Origin of the sequence: Sulfuricurvum sp. (genome assembly GCF_028681615.1) — a bacterium.
Classification (GTDB): domain Bacteria; phylum Campylobacterota; class Campylobacteria; order Campylobacterales; family Sulfurimonadaceae; genus Sulfuricurvum.
In genome coordinates, this window is record NZ_JAQUHV010000011.1 from 1 (window position 1) to 17,988 (window position 17,988).

Consider the following 17,988-nt stretch of genomic DNA (forward strand, 5'->3'; position numbering starts at 1 on the left):
GAGAAGCAATTCATATTTTTGGCCGTATCGTAGCATTTGCAGATGTACTCGATGCTATCAGTAGTACACGAGCTTATAAAAAAGGATGGCCACTAAATGATATATTTGCCCATATTAAATCTGAACGTGGAAAACATTTTGATCCTAAAATCGTTGATCTTTTTTTCGATAACTTTTCCCTCTTTCTGGATATCAAAGAAAAGCACGAAAATCCCCTTTAATGTAGATTTGGCTATAATATTTTCCAATGTAGAGAAGGAGTAAACCATGTTGATGACCCGTGCCAGCGAATATGCCTTATTATCGCTCATCGTTTTGGCAAAAGCGGGTCATGCTCTCGATGCAGATACCCTCTCCAAAGAGCTCAACATTTCCAAAAGCTTTTTAGCCAAAATTCTCCAGTCCCTCGCACGTCAGGGAATCCTCAACTCCTATAAAGGGGTCAACGGGGGATTTGAACTCGCCCGTAAAAGCAGCGAAATCACCGTCCTCGAAGTGATGGAGGCCGCAGAGGGAAAAAGTCCCGCCGTATTCAGCTGTTCCCCGTCTCAGGATGACTGCCCCTCCAATAAAGCGATGAGTTGCGGACTCTGGCCGTTTTTAAACCGATTACAGGGAAAAGTGGATGCGTTTTTAGGCATTCTTACCCTTGAAGCCATTTTAGAAGAGTGATGCTTGGCAAAAGCAAAAAATAAAACACCCGATGTAAAATCGGTATTATCGGCTATTTTCGCCTCACGTGACCTCAGTGTCGTCTTTTTTGTTATGGCGATTTTGGCCATCATTATCGTCCCGTTGCCCAGCGCCCTGCTCGACCTGCTTCTCGCGGTCGTTATCGCCCTTTCGGTCCTCATCTTACTGATTTCTCTTTATATCCCGAAACCGACCGATTTGACGACGTTTCCGACACTGCTACTGGTCATCACCCTCTTTAGGCTCTCGCTGAACATCGCGACAACGCGTATGATTCTCAGCCACGGGCACGAAGGGCCTCAGGCCGTCAGTGACATCATCACCAGTTTCGGAAATTTCGTCGTCGGAGGGAACTACGTTATCGGGGTGATCGTCTTTAGTATCTTGGTTTTAATCAACTTTATGGTTGTAACCAAAGGGTCAAACCGCGTCGCCGAAGTCGCGGCACGTTTTACGCTCGATGCGATGCCCGGAAAACAGATGGCCATCGATGCCGATCTCAACAGCGGTCTGATCGATGAAAAACAGGCTAAATCACGCCGTGCCGAAATTTTGCAGGATGCCAATTTCTACGGAGCGATGGACGGGTCGGGAAAATTCATCAAAGGGGATGCGATTGCAGGGATCATCATTACGATGATCAATATTATCGGCGGATTTTTAATCGGGATTTTTCAGTTCAATCTCGATGTTTCCGCAAGTGCACAGACCTATACGATTCTGACCATCGGGGACGGTCTCGTCTCCCAAATCCCGGCTCTCATAATCTCTACCGCTACCGGTATTATGATTACCCGCGCATCCAATGATGAAGGAAACTTTGCCGAAGGAAGTATCAAGCAGCTGATGGGGAATGCCCGTATCATGATTATCGTCGGATTTATCATGATCATGTTTGCGGCGGTTCCCGGTCTTCCTACCATTTCGATGGGATTTGTCGGATTGGTATTTGCCGGATTGGGATACGCTCTTCACAAATACGAAAAAGGGGACCTCGTCCTCACCTCTGCCCCTCTTGTTAAGAAAAAAGGGATACCGGGGGCCGAGGCAGACACCGAAGAGGGTGCCGCACAGAGTGCACCGCGTAAAAAATCCAACGAAGAGATCGCCAAAGAGGAAGAAGCCGCACTCGAAGATATCCTCAAAATCGAGATGCTCGAACTCACCCTCGGCTATCAGCTTATCCGTCTCGCCGACAGCGCACAGGGGGGAGATTTATTGGAACGTATCCGCAGTATGCGCCGCAAAATCGCCTCCGATTTCGGATTTTTAATGCCTCAGGTACGTATCCGTGACAATCTCCATCTCAAACCTACCCAATACGAAATCCTCTTGAAGGGAGTCAATATCGGAGACGGCATGATCCAGCCCGACCGATATCTGGCAATGGACAGCGGGATGGCCATCGGAGAGATTCAGGGAGAGCCGACGAAAGAGCCTGCCTTCGGGTTGGATGCTTTCTGGATCGCACCGGAGCTAAAAGACGATGCGATTATCAACGGGTACACCGTCGTCGACCCGGCAACGGTTATCTCGACGCATATGAGCGAACTGGTCAAAAAACACGCCGAAGAGCTCCTCACAAGGCAAGAGACTCAAACCCTTATCGAAAAGATCAAAGGAGACTATCCGGTTGTCGTGGACGACCTGCTCAAAGTCGCCAATATCGGTTTGATTCAACGGGTGTTCAAAGCATTGCTGCATGAGCGGATCCCTCTTAAGGATATGATTACGATTTTAGAGACGATGGCCGATGTCGCCGAATACACGAAAAGCGTCGATATCATCACAGAACACGTCCGTGCCAAACTTTCACGTATTATCACGCAGCTTTACACCAGTCCCGACGGGTCGATAAAACTCTTGACCTTTGATACGATGAGCGAACAGCGCATGCTGGAAAAATCCCAAGAGCGCGACGGAGTACGTCAGCTTTTACTGAATGTAGGCGAGATCAACGGACTTATCCAAGCCACCAGCTTAAAAGCAACCGAAATTCTCCAAAAAGGGATATCTCCGATCATTATTATCGTCGATCCGAAACTTCGCCGCCCGTTAGCCGAAATTTACGAGCGGTTCAGCCTCGATATCGTCACCCTCTCCCATGCCGAAATCGATTCGAACGCCAAATTCGAAGTTCTCGGTTCCATCACTTTAGACACCAAATAGGATAGACATGAAAAAAACCATTTACCACCTCTCGCATATCGATCTAGACGGCTACAGCTGTCAGCTTGTCATGGCGCAAACGCAACACACGATGATCAGCTACAACGCTAACTACGGTGCCGAAGTGATGGATCGTCTCGAAGAGATAATCGATGCCCTCAAAAAAACAAAGCAAACGGCAACCATCCTCATCAGCGACCTTAACCTCTATCCTGATGAAGCACGATGGCTTAACAATGAGGTCAACCGCCTCAATGAAGGGGGTTGGAATATCACGATCACCCTTCTCGATCATCACGGCAGCGGAAAGGATACGGCGGCACAGTATCCGTGGTATTATCTGGATACCGAGCGATGTGCGACGAAAATCGTTTACGAATACGCGATGGAGCATTACGGGTTGAGCGGCGGCGGGTGGCTTGAGGCATTCGTCAAAGTCGTCAATGCCGTCGATCTGTGGCATCAGGACGAAAAAGATGATTTTGAGTACGGAAAAGTATGTATGCGCCTCATTTCTGACGCCAAAGAGCTCAGCCGCGTTATGTTCGCGGATGAAGACCGTGCCTACAAACTCGCCATGCTCGAACATGCCGCTACCATGCGATATCTACCCAATGCCAACATCGTTCTCGATGAAGCACTCCATAAAATGAAAAAAGATTTTTTCAAAGACGGCGTAGACGACACCCTCGACAACCTCTCGACCAAATACATCGTTGAGCTGCTGGGAACCAAACGTTCTCAAATGACGATCTATTACAAAGGATGGCGCGGATTTTTGAGCTACGGCCTGGGCAATACTTCGATCATCGGAAACGGCTTTGTCACCGCATACCCGGATTATGATTTTATCGTCGATGTCGGTACGCGAGGGACCATGAGCCTTCGCGGACACGATCAGGTCGATGTTGCGATGATGGCGGGCGAATGGGTCGGCGGCGGTGGACATCCCAATGCGGCCGGAGGACGTATCAACGGCTTTAAAGAGCAGTTTCGTTACGACAAAGTAAAACGTCAAATGGAAGATTTGCTCGCAAACAAAGAGGCAATGCCCGGTAAACTTCCTCATAAAATAGAGGAATAAGCACCACTCTCATGATTCAAATCAACAATCTCACCAAAAGCTACGGGACACGTGTCCTGTTTGAAAACCTCTCGCTTAAACTGAATGCCGGAAATAAAGTCGGATTCGTCGGACGCAACGGGACGGGAAAATCGACCCTTTTTAAAATCATCCTCGGCGAAGAGCCTTATGACAGCGGCGAAATCATCATCCCGAAAAACTACCGTATCGGAACGCTGCGCCAGCACCTCCACTTCACCCATAAAACCGTCCGTGAAGAGTGTGCCTCCGTTCTCACAGGGGATATGGAGCATGAGGTCTATCGGGTCGAAAAGATCCTCTTCGGTCTGGGATTTACGCAAGACGATTTGGAAAAAGATCCTCTCAGTTTTTCGGGAGGATATCAGATACGCCTCAACCTCGTCAAACTCCTCGTCACCGAGCCAAATCTGCTCCTCCTCGATGAACCGACCAACTACCTCGATATCGTCTCTCTGCGCTGGCTGGCGTCGTTTATCCGATCTTTCGAGGGGGAGGTCATCCTCATCACCCATGATCGCGATTTCATGGACTCGGTCACGACCCATACGATGGGATTGCGCCGACGATGTGTCAGTATTATCAAAGGGGATACCCGCAAGTATTACGCCAATCAGGCGCTGGAAGATGAACTTTACGTCAAGACCAAGATCAACCACGACAAGAAACGTGCCGAGCTGGAAGATTTCGTCGCCCGCAACAAAGCCCGTGCATCCACAGCAACCCTCGCACAATCCAAGCAAAAAGAGCTGGATAAAATGGGTATCATGGAAGATTTGGAGGGGGAGAAAGACCTCTCCTTTTCATTCTCCTACAAACCCACCCCCGCCAAAGTCATCATGCAGGTCAAAGATTTATCTTTCGGATATACACCGGACGAGCTACTCTTTCGTAATATCTCCTTTGCGCTGGAGGCGAAAAAATGCCTCGCCATCATCGGGAAAAACGGTAAGGGTAAATCAACCCTTCTCAACACCCTTGCAGGGGTTTTGACACCGAGCGGCGAGATCATTTCTCACCCCTCTACCGCTATCGCCCATTTCGGTCAAACGAACATCGACCGTCTCGACAAAAACCGCACGATCACCGAAGAGATTCAAAGTGCCGACAATACCCTGCAAAATGTCCGTATCCGCGGTATCTGCGGAACGATGATGTTCAGTGGCGACGATGCCGACAAAAAGATCAGCATCCTCTCAGGGGGAGAACGCAGCCGTGTCATGCTGGGCAAAATCATCGCTACCCCTGCCAACCTCCTCTTCCTCGATGAGCCGACCAACCACCTTGATATGCAATCGATCGATTCGCTCTGCGACGCGCTGAAGCGGTTTGAGGGTTCCGTCGTCATCGTCACCCACTCCGAGATGCTGCTTCGCGAGCTTGCCGATCAGCTCATCATCTTCCGTGAGGGGAACGCGGAGTTTTTCGACGGCGGATACGATGAGTTTTTGGAGAAAATCGGATGGGACGAAGAGATCACCGACGCCCCTAAACCCGCCAAAGTGACCCAAAACGTCAATAAAAAAGAGAACAAACAGCAGCGTTCCGCATTGATTCAGGAGCGCTCCAAACTCCTCAGCCCGCTTAAAAAAGAGGTGGATCATTGTGAGGGGACGATCATGAAGCTCGAAGAGAAGCTCAAAGCCTCTCATGAACTTCTAACGACCTATTCGAATCAGGGAGAGACCTCCAAACTCCTCGAACTCTCCAAGCAGGTAGGCGAGGATGAGAAGATGATCGAAGAGCTGTTCGAGCGGCTCGAGATCGCGAGTGATGAGATCACACGGATCGAAGCCGAATATGAGGAAAAGTTGAGTGAGTTCTAAACTCCGTCTGGACAAGCTCCTCTCCTCACTGGGCTACTGCACCCGCAAGGATGTTGCGATGCTGCTGCGGGAGGGGATCATCACCCATACCCTCAACCTCCCCCTTAAAAGCAATACCAAAGTTTCCCATGACGAAATCCTCTATGAGGGCGAACCTCTCGATCCCCCCTCAGGAATGGTGATTTTGATGCACAAGCCTATTGGATATGTCTGTAGCCATGACGATGGAGAGGGTCGCCTCGTCTATGATTTATTGCCGGAACGGTGGCGTCTGCGCGATCCGAAAATCTCCACCGTCGGACGGTTAGATAAAGAGACGAGCGGTTTACTGCTCCTCACCGATGACGGCGCGCTGCTGCACCGCCTCACCTCCCCCAAACACAAAGTGCCCAAAGTCTACGAAGCCACACTTGATCGCCCTCTCAAAGGGGACGAAGGCACAATCTTCGCTTCGGGGACGTTGATGCTTAACGGTGAAAAAACGCCGTGCCTTCCCGCAAAACTCGAAGTGATCGATCCAACCCATGTGAAGCTCGAAATCGTCGAGGGACGCTACCATCAGGTACGGCGTATGTTTGCCGCGGTCGGGAACCATGTCACCGCCCTGCACCGCTCAAGCTTCGGCAACCTCACACTTGGGGATTTGAAGGCGGGAGAATACCGCCTTATCGACGCGCAATTGCTCTCAGACTAATCGACCAGCACGATCCCCATCGATTCGAGCAGAAAGAGCGCTTCGTAGCGGCTGAAAATCGCCCCTTTGAGATGGTTGGAGCGAAGATCGATAGAGGTATTGGAAGCATCGGTAAAGTTTGCCTCTTCCAGATGGGTATTGCCGAACAGCGCCCCTTTGAAATCGCTCAAGCTAAAGTCCGCTTTTTGAAACGACCCATTGCGAAAATCGACCTCTTTGGCTCGACATTCCCGCATCACTAAACCCTCCAGATTCAGACCGAAGAAATTGCTGTCATTTAGGATACATTCGCGAAAGCGGAGCGGATCGGCATTGAGAAGGCTCTTCCAATCCGCCATCGTCCAGTCTATCCCGATCATCTTGCACGAGACGAAATCGACATCGCTCATTTTGGTATTCGTCAGCTTCATGAGGCTCAGGTTGCAGTTTTCGAAACGGCATTCGGTGAATTTGCAGGAGGAGAAAAAGGTTTCGCTGAAATCGCAGGAGACGAAGGTGCAGTCGTCAAATTCGGCTTTGGTGATCTTTTTTCCGTGCAGATCGATACCCTCGAACTTCTCGGCGAATACATCCATGTTGTCGGTGATGGTGGTCATGAGAAAACCTTACGAATAAATATACTATAAATTAATTTGAATAGTTTACGCTAAGATATCCAAAAATACAAAAAGTATATACTTCATTTAGGATTTAAACGATGCAATCAATTGGTATACTTGAAGAGCACCGCTTAGCATTAATTCCCTCTAAATACTGGGCTGCACACGAGTTTTGCTTTTTTCTTCATGATAAACTTGTACACCTTCTACTCGAATATGAAAAAAGTGATGTTCATAATACCGTTATAAATGCATTTGAGAATGCAATTAATGAAAATGGAAAAGATTTTGAAGATTTTGAAATTTTAGATTTTATGAAAAAAAATGAACTTTTAGAACCTTATAAACATCATATTATAAGTCATTCTATTATGGGGCTTACATCAGATATGCTCAATTTTTTATACGAATCCTTTAGCTGTTTTGAAAAACGCAAATTTTCTGTTGCATTTTCTCTTTTACGTAAGCCATTAAAAGAACACTTACTATTTCTCTCATGGATACTTGCTGATGAAGATGATTTTATCTCACGCTTTGAAGCTAACAACCATAATAGTTTTAGCGGTATATCCAAAGAATTCAGATTAGAACTCATAAATAAAGCTATTTCAAAACTTCATGTAAAGACAGCATTTGATCCCGATTTATTATGGAATATTATATATTCAAAAAATCATGAAAATGGATTTGAACCAACTTGGCAACGTGCGACACACTTAACAACTTCTCAAGGAGAGTTACTCAAAACAGAAGATTACTCACTAAATTTTATCTTTTCAAACCCATTAAATGATGATTTTTATGAATTTCTACATGCAAAACTACCCTATATAATGCTTTATATTTCACAAGTCACATTAGAGTGCTTCAATCGAATTCAAAGTGCAAACAAAAAAACAATTGATCATTTAATACTTACTACAATGGGATGTTACGAAGCATTATTTTTAGATGGCCGATCACAAAATGTTAGTCGTATGCTTCAAAAAGAATTAGGAAATCTTCTAAATTGTATTCATTGTAATTCAAAACTAAAAATTGGAAAACACAATGCTACAGAATTTTATCTGCATGAACGTATTTATTGCAAACACTGTGGACTTCTTTCTGAATTTCCTCTCTATTGGATATTAGCAAAATCAAATATGACATTTTCTGAAGAGTAAAAATTTTATAATTTTTCACCCCTCAACCTCAATGCATTCGTAATAACCGACACCGAACTGAAACTCATCGCCGCGGCGGCGATCATCGGTGAGAGGAGTATCCCGAAATAGGGATAGAGCACTCCCGCCGCTATCGGCACCCCCAAGCTGTTATAGACAAAGGCGAAAAATAGGTTTTGGCGGATGTTGCGCATCGTGGCACGGCTGAGTCGGCGGGAGCGGACAATCCCCCGCAAATCCCCCTGAACGAGGGTGACCCCCGCACTCTCCATCGCCACATCGGTTCCGCTCCCCATCGCGATCCCTACATGCGCTTGAGCGAGGGCCGGAGCATCATTGATCCCATCCCCCGCCATCGCAACGATATGCCCCTCGCTTTGGAGCTGTTTTATGACGTCAGCTTTCTGCTGCGGAAGCACCTCTGCCTCCACCCGATCGATCCCGAGTTTGGCTCCGACCGCTTCGGCGGTAATACGGCTGTCTCCGCTGAGCATCACGACGGTGATCCCCTCTTCGTGTAAATCACGGATCGCCTGCGCGGTGGTTGCTTTGATCGGGTCGGCGACCCCGAGTATCCCGACAAGGGCGTTATCGACGGCGAGGAACATCACACTCATCCCCTCGCGGCGCAGAGTATCCGCCTCCGCAGAGAGACCTGAGCCATCAACCCCCAGCTCTTCCATAAGTCGGATATTTCCGAGGGCGACCTTCCGTCCCTCGATCACCCCCGTGACCCCTTTGCCGCTTAGGGAGGCAAACTGAGCCGTTTCGCTCAAATTCAGCCCCTGCTCCTGCGCGCCGTTCACGACCGCGCGTGCCAGAGGGTGTTCGCTCCCCCTATCCAGCGAGGCGGCGAATCGGATAACGTCACTCTCTTCCCACCCATCTATGGCAATGACCGTTGCGAGTTTGGGTTTCCCCTCGGTGAGAGTCCCCGTCTTGTCGACGACGAGGGTGTCGACCTTCTCCATCATCTCCAGCGCCTCGGCGTTTTTGATGAGGACGCCCATCGTCGCCCCTTTGCCCGTCCCCACCATGATCGATATCGGGGTGGCCAGCCCCAGAGCGCACGGACAGGCGATGATCAGCACCGCCACTGCATTGACCAGAGCATACCCCAGCGAGGGTTCGGGGCCGAAAAAGTACCAGAGGATAAAGGTGAGGAGACTGATAGCGATGACCGCGGGGACAAAATACCCCGATACCCGATCAGCTGTTTTCTGGATCGGGGCGCGGCTTCTCTGCGCCTGTGATACCATCGAGACGATCTGGGAGAGGAGCGTATCCTCACCTACCCTCTGCGCCTCCATGACGAGACCTCCGGTGGTGTTGATCGTCGCACCGACAAGGCGGTCACCCGATTTTTTGGAGAGCGGGATCGGCTCGCCGCTCACCATCGACTCGTCCACATGGCTCTCCCCCTCGATGACGATACCGTCCACCGGAATCTTCTCACCCGGTCGGATACGGAGGCGATCGCCGATCACGATCGACTCGATAGAAACCTCCTCTTCACTCCCATCAGCGTTGATACGATGGGCGCTTTTTGGGGAGAGGCCGAGGAGGAGTCGGATCGCGTCGTTGGTACGGCTGCGGGCGCGAAGCTCCAGCACCTGCCCCAGCAAGACCAATGCAGTAATGACCGATGAGGCTTCAAAATAGACGGGGATGACCCCATCCATGGATAGATTTTCCGGAAAAATCGCGGGGAATAAGACGGCAACGGCGCTGTAAAACCAGGCACTCCCCGTCCCCAGAGCGATAAGGGTGAACATGTTGAGACTGCGATTGCGGATCGACTCCCACGCGAGGACGTAAAAGATCGATCCCCCCCACCATACGACAGGAATAGAGAGGATCATCTCGACCCATTGGCGTATTTTGGGGCTGATGAATGCGGAAAACGTCTGCGGCAGGAACATTGAACCCATCGCGATGATAAAGACGGCAGAGGCGAAGAGCGTACTGAGCCAAAAACGGCGCAACATCGAATCGTATTCGGTGGTATCTTCTTCAACCTGCAGGGTTTTCGGTTCAAGCGCCATACCGCACTTCGGACAGTTTCCCGGCCCTTTTTGCTCGATTTCGGGATGCATCGGGCAGGTATAGATTGCCGTATCGATCGCGCAGCTGCCAGTGGGGCACGATGGGATGGAGGGTTCGGTGGTGAGGTAGTGTTCGGGATGTTCTTGGAATTTATGCTGACAATGCGCGGAGCAAAAAAGGTAGTGTCGGTTTTTGTAATCGCTTTTGTAGGGGGTAGAGGGTGAAACCTCCATCCCGCAGACAACGTCTTTTTCCATAGTATCTCCCTTATAAAAGCGGTTCACCTCGCTGCAGCTTTCGCTGCATCACCATTTGATACAAAATCGGGATCAAAATGAGACTGACCACCGCCGAGGTGACGATACCGCCGATCATCGGAGCGGCGATCCGCTGCATCACTTCGCTCCCCACTCCGTGGTTGTACATGATCGGCAGCAACCCCGCAAGGATCGCGAAAACCGTCATCAGTTTCGGGCGTACCCGTTTGACTGCCCCCTCGTAAATCGCCTCATTGAGGGCTGTTTTATCCATAGCGACACCGCCTCGGATACGGGTTTCGATACTCTCGTGCAGATAGACGATCATCACAATCGCCGTCTCCGCCGCAACCCCGAGCAGTGCCAAGAATCCGACGATAACGGCAACGCTGATGTTGAAAGCCAGCCACTTGAGATAGAGGACACCGCCGAGCAGCGCAAATGGGAGCATCGAGAGGACGATCAACGTCGAAACCCACTCACGCAGTGCCAGATAGATGAGGACGATGATCAGGACGAGTACGGCAGGGACGATCCACATCAGGGTATTGAGCGCCGATTCGAGATATTCGCTCTGCCCTGCCCACTCATAGGTGTACCCTTCCGGGAGTTTGAGCGATGCGAGCTGTTTTTGTGCCTCGGCTTTATACGCCGTGGCACTCACCCCCTCTTTTGGTGTGATGTAGACATAGGCGACGGGGCGCGCTTTTTCGCTCTTGATCATCGCGGCACTCTCGCGGTAATCGATACGGGCAAAGGTCGAGAGAGGTGCGTAACCCAGCGGCGTCTTGATCAGGATAGAGCGAATCGCATCCAAAGAGGTGCGCTCGTCCTCTTCGAGGCGGAGACTGACGCTGTAGCGCTCGCGTCCCTTGTACATCGTGGATAATCCCATTCCGCCGATCGCGGCGGAGGTGTAATCGAGCAACGCCTCTTTGCGGAGGTTATAGCGCGCCAATGCCGCTTCGTCGATGTCGATATCGATGTAGTACCCGCTGTCGCTGCGGTCGGCAAAAACGCTCTGGGTTGAGGGGAGCTTCTGCAGGCGGCTTTCGATCTCGCGCGCCGTTTTTTGCAAGGTCGGCAAATCATCCCCGTAGAGTTTGATCCCCAGCGGGGTGCGGATACCGCTGAGGAGCATATCGATCCGCCCACGGATCGGATAAGTCCAGGAGTTGACCAGCCCCGGAACCTGCAAGGCGCTATCAAGCTCCTGCTGCAATTTCTCGGTACCCATCCCCTCCCGCCACTGATCTTTGGGTTTGAGGGTGATAATCGTCTCGATCATTCCCAGCGGAGCGGGATCGGTCGCACTGTCCGCCCGCCCCCCTTTACCGAATACGCTCTGCACTTCAGGGAAGCTTTTGATGACCGAATCGGTATACTGGGTCAGCTGTTTGCTCTGATCGATACTGACACCGCTTTGGGTGACGGGCATGTACATCAGCGTCTGCTCATCCATCATCGGCATAAACTCCCACCCCAACGTGCGATAGACAAACACCGTATACCCTAAGGCGACAATGACCATAACCAGGAGCAGATAGCGAAATTTCATCGACGCCAGAAGGATCGGATGATAAACCCAGATGAAGAAACGGCTCACCGGATTCGCCTGCTCCGAGAGGATGCGCCCCCGCACGATCAGATAGATCAGTACCGGAACAAGGGTCACCGAGAGGAGCGCTCCGACCCCCATTGCAAAACTTTTGGTAAACGCCAGAGGGGTAAAGAGCAATCCCTCCTGCCCCTGAAGGGCAAAGATAGGCAAGAACGATACGACGACCAGCGCCAGTGCAAAAAAGATGGGACGCCCCACCATTTTCGACGAGTACAACACGGCATCAAGCCGCTGTGCCGTGGTAAGGGTCCCCGATTCACTTTCGCGCTGCAGCAGTACCTTATGGGCATTTTCGATCATGATGATCGACGCATCGACCATCGTCCCCACCGCGATAGCGATTCCCCCCAGCGACATAATGTTCGAGCCGATCCCGAAGAGTTTCATCAGCAAAAAGGTGATCGCAATGGTGAGCGGCAGGATAATCAACACGATCAGCGCGCTGCGCAGATGGAGCAAAAAGAGGGCAATAACAGCGATGACGATCAAGCTTTCATGCTCGAGCGTCGTCGTGAGGGTCGCGATAGCGGATTGGATCAGGTTGGAGCGGTCATATACGGGAACGACTTCGACCCCTGCGACATGGATTGTATCGAGTTTCTCCCGTATCCGCTGAATGACACGGTAGACGTCTTCGCCGTATCGGACGACGACGATCCCCCCGACGACTTCGCCCTGACCGTTCAGATCGACATAGCCGCGGCGGTTTTCGGGGACTTTCTCGACCCGTGCCACCTGCGAAAACAGTACAGGTACCCCGCCGCGCGTAGCGACGACGATATCCTTGATCGCGTCGATGTTTTGGAGATACCCTTTGGCCTGCACCATCCATTCATACCCGTTTTGAACGACGATCCGCCCGCCGACGTCGTTGTTGTTCCCGCGGATCGCTGCGGCGACTTCGCCGACACTGAGGTTATAGCGCACCAAAGCGTCGTTGTTCAGTGTCACCTGATAGGTCGGAACGAATCCCCCCACCGAAGCAACCTCGCTGACCCCCGAAACACCCTGCAGGGCATAGCGGTAGGTATAGTCCTGCAACGTACGCAGTTCGGCGAGATTTTTGGTTTTGGAGACCAGGGCGTACTCATACACCCACCCTACCCCCGACGCATCGGGTCCGAGGGAGACTTCAAGCGATCTTGGTAACTGCGACTGCAAGGTTGAGAGCTGCTCAAGCACCCGCGAGCGTGCCCAATACAGATCGACACCGTCTTTAAAAATGATATAAATCAGACCGTTTTCATATCCCGAAAACCCCCGAACCGTTTTGATCGCGGGGAGAGAGAGGAGTTGACGGACAATCGGATAGGTCCCCTGCGCTTCGATGATCTCGGGGCTTTGCCCTTTCCATTTGAGCTGCAAAATTACCTGCGGAGGGGAGAGATCGGGGATAGCATCCAGCGGAGTGTGCCGTATCGCCCAGACGGACAACAAGCTCAGCACGATGGCCGCCGCTATCACCCAGTAGCGAAACCGCAGACTCCACTCTATCAGACGCTCTACCATGACATAATCCTAAAAGTTCCCGTTAATCTGGGCATCCGAATCGATCATAAAGAGGGCATTCGCGACCACTTCATCCCCTTCGGCTAATCCAGAACGGATCTCGTAGCGGTCATTTCCGACCGGAACCACATTCACCTCTACCGGCTCATATTCCCCCTCGTACTCCCCTTTTTTGAAACAGAACCATTTCCCTTTTTTGCGGATTACGGCGGTGCTCGGAACGATCAAAGCAGCTTTTGAGTGCACGATCGGCGTGATCGCCGCATACATTCCCGGAAACAGTTTCCCGCTCGGGTTTGGGAGGTTGAGACGCATCGTCAATGTCGATTCGGAAGGGTTGGAATTTGGATAGATTTTTCCCCGTTTAGCATACAAAGGACGCTCGAATCCCGTCACACGGATTTCGTACGAGTCCACTTTTTGAAGCGCTTCGAGCGTTTCGGGAGGAAATTTCATCTCCAGCCAGATCGGATCGAGTCTGACAACCCGAAACAGCGGCTGCATTGCACTGAATGCCGAGCCTTTGTCTATCTTTTTCTCGAAAATATAGCCCGTAACGGGAGAGCGTACCGTCGTTGTAGAGCCTACCGTCCCCGTTTTTTCGATCGACGTTATCTCAGACATCGGGACACCCAGATAGATCAGCCGCTCTTTCGTACTCTCCACCATCCCCGGATTGGGACGGATGGCATTGTATTTGAGAGAACTGAGGTACTCATCTTTGGCCTGCAGCACTTCGGGGCTGTAGACCTCGGCGATCACCTCCCCTTTGGAAATATGCTGATAGGTCTCCGTAGCTCGAAGCTTTTCGACGTATCCGCCAAAACGGAGTGCTATGATCGACTCTTGAGATTCATCCGCTCTGATATAGCCGAAGTTTTTCCCCACATTTGCCGTGGTATCGGCACGTTTCACTTTTACCGTCGTTACGTTGAACTGCTGGATAATCGGTGCAGGTTTTGCCCACAATACCGCTCCCACCATCACTACGCCTAAAAGATATCTCATGACTCTTTCCCTACCAATAGATCAAGTTCCGCCTGAGCGCGGTAGAATGCCGCAACGGAGCGTGAAAGTTGCAGTTCAAGCTGCAGTTTTTGTTTGAGCAACTCCGTAAAACGGAACAGATCCTCGCCGTTGCGGATCGAGGCTTCGGAGAGTTCGAACATATGATTGAGCTGCGGAAGGCTCTCATCATGGATCACTTTCCATACTTCGGATGCCTTGCGCATCTCCGCATATTTTTGACGCAACGTGGATTTCAGCTGCAAATACGCCGCCTCTTTGTCACGGCTGCGCTCCAATACTTTTTCCCGATTGATTTGCTCTTTCACCGACTCCGTACCGTATATGGGGAGGGGTATATTGATACCGACATTCCAGAAATCGTAAAACGATTCCCGGCGGCTGTATCCCGCCTGCACCGTTACATCGGGATAGGCATCGAGCTGTGACTGGCGCAGCTGTACCCCTGCCGATTTGAGCTGCGCATCTTTGGCACGGTAGCCGAAATTGTTTTCCAGAGATTTTTCATACGACTCGATCGGCTCAATCTGTCCCATGTTCAAATCCACGTCTACCTTTTCAACCCGTTTTGCACACAGCTGCGAGAGATTCGCATACGAGCGCTCTTTTTCCTGAGCCAAATCGGCCTGGATAATTTTGATCTGGGAAAGATCCATCTGAGACGACATGATCCCCATGTGCCGCCCTGCAGCGGCGGAGTTAAGTGCGGTATAGAGTTCACCGTTTTGACGGACGATCGTCTCGAAATTACGGTAAATCCGCTCCTCTTCGCCAATCTGCCACACACGATAAGCCTCTTTTTTGATCTCGCTAGAGAGGAGCGCACGAGATTGGCTCAGGGATAATCCCGCATACACTTCCTGCGCCTGCGCATCCTCATACCGCAGATCCCTTTTCCCGGCAAACGGGACTTTCTGCTGCAATGTGATTCCCTCGAACTGCATCGGTTCAATCGAGCGGTTGGTGATGTCCCGCGTCTGGATATCATTGACCTGCAGCAACAAAGTGGGGTTGTCAAAATTTTTCGATATCTCTTTTTGATATCGGCTCTGCTGGAGCCGTGATTGCGCGCCGATAAGGGTGGGATTATTTTGCAATGCCTGCTGTATTAGGGCTTCTACACTCTCAGCGTAGCTTAGTGCCGCGATAACCGACAGTGCAAGTGCAACTTTGATCATCGCCCTGTTCCTAGAGGCTCAACGAGGTTTTAAGACGGTATTTTTTTCCCTCTTTCGTAGTTACGAAGATATGAAACTGCCATGTTCCGCCCATATCCAGATTCACCGATGTTTTATAGACACCATGCCCTTGCGCAACCGCTTTGCCTTTGGATTCCATAGCCGGCATTCCCGGCATTGCCGGCATAAACGCTTTGACTTCTACTCCGGCATTATCAAGCGGCATATTTTGCTGATTCAAGGTAATCATGACAGGATTGCTTCCGACGATCAGCGCCTTGTCGGAACTGACAACCGCTTTGATATTTTGCACTGAAGTACTTTGTTCCCACGCCGCACCGAATGCCAACGAAGCAAATAACATAGAGGTAAGAATTAATTTGAATTTCATAAGAGACTCCTTTGATAACATTTTATTATTGTAGCGCTCTTTTTTAACAATGCGTGTAAACGCTATATTAATACTCGGTACAATTACAAACCTAATTTTTACCGAGAGAGTCTTTTTGGAAGCTATCCGCATTGTGTTTGACAACCCCGCATTCATCATCGCCCACAAAAGTGCAGGCGTAAACTTCCACTCCGAGGAAGAAGCGGGATTTGTCGTCCAAGTCAGCCAACAGCTCGGCATCCCTCTCTTCCCCGTCCATCGCCTCGACAAGATGACCTCAGGATTGGTGATCCTCGCCAAAACAAGCGAAACGGCGGCACAGTTTGGAAAGATGTTTGAAAACAGAGAGGTCGAAAAATACTATCTCGCGATCAGCATGCGCAAACCGAAGAAAAAAATGGGGTGGATCAAAGGGGATATGAGCAGTGCCAGACGGGGAGATTACAAACTCCTCACCACGATGGACAATCCCGCCATCACCCAGTTTATCAGTTGCGCTCTGCGAACCCATGAGCGGTTTTTCCTCATCAAACCGCATACAGGAAAGACCCATCAGATCCGTGTCGCCCTCAAATCCCTCGGTTCCCCTATCGCGGGGGATGAGCGTTACGCGGCATGCGACGATGCGCGCAAAGAGGAACGGGGATATCTGCACGCTTATGCCCTACGCTTTACTCTAAATGGTGAAACATTTGAGTTTATTGCCCCGCCCGATGAGGGGGAACGGTTCCTCAGCAATGAGTGCAAAAAACAGCTCGAATTCTGGAATCAACCACGGGAGCTATTTTGAAAATATTTACAACCGAACCCATGACCGATATCCTCTCATGGGCACATAACACCCTCAAAGAAAACAATACGCTTACTTTTGAAGTCCTTAACCCCGACTTCGGCCGCGGACACTATGCGGGCGAAACTATAACCATTGGTGGAACCGACTATCTCTATCGCAGCTATAAAGCATGGAGTGATTTAGGGGAACTGCTGTTTTGCCGGATGCTGACCCCCAAAACAGTTACCGAACACACCGTCGCTATAACCTATGAGAAACTCGATCTCAGCGACTCGTTCCACGCAAGTGAAGCCAAAGAAGAAAAATACGGTACGGCATCCCGTTTCGCGGCGATCCATAAAAACGAAGAACCTGCATTTTTGAGCGCCTATTTGCGTGCCTTGCGAAGTGTCAAAGTCGGGGAGAGAAAACGGATTTTGAATCTGGGGATCAACACGGGAGACGAGTTCGACCTCATCCGTACACTCCTGCCTCATGAAGAGTATATGAATCTCTCCCTCATCGGTATCGACCACTCCGACAGTGCGATCACCGTTGCACGTGAACGGTTTAACGAGGGCAATGCCGCCTTTTATGTTCACGATATCAACGATCTCGCTTCACTGCATTTAGGACGTTTTGATCTCATCATCACAATCGGGACGTTGCAAAGCAGTACGTTGGAATTTAAATCACTTTTTGCCTCTTTAGTACAAGAGTACTTGAATAAAGAAGGGGCAATAATATTGGGATTTCCAAACTGCCGCTGGATGGGCGGAGAGATGATCTACGGTGCAAAAGCGCCGAACTACCCCTACTCGGAGATGTCGATACTGGTAAAAGACATTTACTATTGTAAAAAATATTTGCAGCAAAAGAAGTTCCGGGTAACCGTTACAGGAAAAGATTACCTCTTTCTAACCGGTACAAAAATATAGA

Annotated in this window: 15 protein-coding genes; 9 read left to right on the forward strand and 6 right to left on the reverse strand. The window is 50.4% G+C overall.

Annotated features, from left to right (window positions below):
• From PHE37_RS09990 to PHE37_RS10015, 6 genes are all read left to right on the forward strand, one after another.
• On the forward strand, positions 1-221 hold a 221-nt coding region (locus PHE37_RS09990), incomplete at its 5' end, for an HD domain-containing phosphohydrolase (RefSeq protein WP_366881163.1).
• A 46-nt stretch (positions 222-267) separates the two neighbouring features.
• Positions 268-672: an Rrf2 family transcriptional regulator gene (locus PHE37_RS09995; protein WP_299995566.1), complete on the forward strand. Its 405-nt coding sequence runs from the start codon at positions 268-270 to the stop codon at positions 670-672.
• A gap of 54 nt (positions 673-726) precedes the next feature.
• Complete coding sequence (flhA, locus tag PHE37_RS10000; protein WP_299995596.1) at positions 727-2,862, forward strand: flagellar biosynthesis protein FlhA; 2,136 nt, start codon at positions 727-729, stop codon at positions 2,860-2,862.
• Positions 2,863-2,869: 7 nt separating this feature from the next.
• Positions 2,870-3,946 (forward strand): phosphoesterase, encoded by a 1,077-nt coding sequence (locus tag PHE37_RS10005; RefSeq protein ID WP_299995568.1) that lies wholly within the window; start codon positions 2,870-2,872, stop codon positions 3,944-3,946.
• Positions 3,947-3,957: 11 nt separating this feature from the next.
• Entirely contained in the window at positions 3,958-5,790 is a 1,833-nt protein-coding gene (locus PHE37_RS10010) for an ABC-F family ATP-binding cassette domain-containing protein (RefSeq protein ID WP_299995570.1), read from the forward strand.
• A complete protein-coding gene (locus PHE37_RS10015; protein ID WP_299995572.1) occupies positions 5,780-6,484 on the forward strand; it encodes a 16S rRNA pseudouridine(516) synthase in 705 nt (234 codons plus the stop codon). Before PHE37_RS10010 ends, PHE37_RS10015 begins: the two co-directional genes overlap by 11 nt.
• Here PHE37_RS10015 and PHE37_RS10020 read toward each other — a convergent pair.
• Positions 6,481-7,080, reverse strand: a complete 600-nt coding sequence (locus PHE37_RS10020; protein WP_299995574.1) for a pentapeptide repeat-containing protein — start codon at positions 7,078-7,080, stop codon at positions 6,481-6,483. The two genes, PHE37_RS10015 and PHE37_RS10020, sit on opposite strands and share 4 nt — an antisense overlap.
• A 101-nt stretch (positions 7,081-7,181) precedes the next feature.
• Between PHE37_RS10020 and PHE37_RS10025 the strand changes: the two genes are divergently transcribed.
• Positions 7,182-8,249 carry a hypothetical protein gene (locus PHE37_RS10025; protein ID WP_299995576.1) on the forward strand — a complete coding sequence of 356 codons (1,068 nt, stop codon included), beginning with the start codon at positions 7,182-7,184 and terminating at the stop codon, positions 8,247-8,249.
• Positions 8,250-8,254: 5 nt separating this feature from the next.
• On the opposite strand, the gene PHE37_RS10030 is transcribed toward PHE37_RS10025, so the two are convergent.
• From PHE37_RS10030 to PHE37_RS10050, 5 genes are read right to left on the reverse strand one after another with little or no spacing between them, the layout of a single operon-like run.
• Positions 8,255-10,552, reverse strand: a complete 2,298-nt coding sequence (locus PHE37_RS10030; RefSeq protein WP_300008557.1) for a heavy metal translocating P-type ATPase — start codon at positions 10,550-10,552, stop codon at positions 8,255-8,257.
• A gap of 10 nt (positions 10,553-10,562) precedes the next feature.
• Positions 10,563-13,682, reverse strand: coding sequence for a CusA/CzcA family heavy metal efflux RND transporter (locus PHE37_RS10035; RefSeq protein ID WP_299995580.1), 3,120 nt, complete (start codon positions 13,680-13,682; stop codon positions 10,563-10,565).
• A 9-nt stretch (positions 13,683-13,691) separates the two neighbouring features.
• A complete protein-coding gene (locus tag PHE37_RS10040; protein WP_299995582.1) occupies positions 13,692-14,690 on the reverse strand; it encodes an efflux RND transporter periplasmic adaptor subunit in 999 nt (332 codons plus the stop codon).
• Positions 14,687-15,886, reverse strand: a complete 1,200-nt coding sequence (locus PHE37_RS10045; protein WP_299995584.1) for a TolC family protein — start codon at positions 15,884-15,886, stop codon at positions 14,687-14,689. The genes PHE37_RS10040 and PHE37_RS10045 overlap by 4 nt, the downstream gene beginning before the upstream one ends.
• Positions 15,887-15,896: 10 nt before the next feature.
• Positions 15,897-16,277, reverse strand: a complete 381-nt coding sequence (locus PHE37_RS10050; protein ID WP_300008559.1) for a FixH family protein — start codon at positions 16,275-16,277, stop codon at positions 15,897-15,899.
• Between the two features lie 115 nt (positions 16,278-16,392).
• On the opposite strand from PHE37_RS10050, the gene PHE37_RS10055 reads away from it, so the two are divergent.
• Together PHE37_RS10055 and PHE37_RS10060 are read left to right on the forward strand one after the other, a co-directional pair.
• Positions 16,393-17,067 carry a TIGR01621 family pseudouridine synthase gene (locus PHE37_RS10055; protein ID WP_299995588.1) on the forward strand — a complete coding sequence of 225 codons (675 nt, stop codon included), beginning with the start codon at positions 16,393-16,395 and terminating at the stop codon, positions 17,065-17,067.
• Positions 17,064-17,987: a methyltransferase domain-containing protein gene (locus PHE37_RS10060; RefSeq protein WP_299995590.1), complete on the forward strand. Its 924-nt coding sequence runs from the start codon at positions 17,064-17,066 to the stop codon at positions 17,985-17,987. The genes PHE37_RS10055 and PHE37_RS10060 overlap by 4 nt, the downstream gene beginning before the upstream one ends.
• Position 17,988 lies beyond the last annotated feature (1 nt).

Bases quoted from the DNA above. Each gene is read 5' to 3' on its own strand.
- PHE37_RS09995 (WP_299995566.1), top strand. From the start codon at position 268: ATGTTGATGACCCGTGCCAGCGAATATGCCTTATTATCGCTCATCGTT.
- PHE37_RS10005 (WP_299995568.1), top strand. From the start codon at position 2,870: ATGAAAAAAACCATTTACCACCTCTCGCATATCGATCTAGACGGCTAC.
- PHE37_RS10010 (WP_299995570.1), top strand. From the start codon at position 3,958: ATGATTCAAATCAACAATCTCACCAAAAGCTACGGGACACGTGTCCTG.
- PHE37_RS10020 (WP_299995574.1), bottom strand. From the start codon at position 7,080: ATGACCACCATCACCGACAACATGGATGTATTCGCCGAGAAGTTCGAG.
- PHE37_RS10025 (WP_299995576.1), top strand. From the start codon at position 7,182: ATGCAATCAATTGGTATACTTGAAGAGCACCGCTTAGCATTAATTCCC.
- PHE37_RS10030 (WP_300008557.1), bottom strand. From the start codon at position 10,552: ATGGAAAAAGACGTTGTCTGCGGGATGGAGGTTTCACCCTCTACCCCC.
- PHE37_RS10035 (WP_299995580.1), bottom strand. From the start codon at position 13,682: ATGGTAGAGCGTCTGATAGAGTGGAGTCTGCGGTTTCGCTACTGGGTG.
- PHE37_RS10040 (WP_299995582.1), bottom strand. From the start codon at position 14,690: ATGAGATATCTTTTAGGCGTAGTGATGGTGGGAGCGGTATTGTGGGCA.
- PHE37_RS10045 (WP_299995584.1), bottom strand. From the start codon at position 15,886: ATGATCAAAGTTGCACTTGCACTGTCGGTTATCGCGGCACTAAGCTAC.
- PHE37_RS10050 (WP_300008559.1), bottom strand. From the start codon at position 16,277: ATGAAATTCAAATTAATTCTTACCTCTATGTTATTTGCTTCGTTGGCA.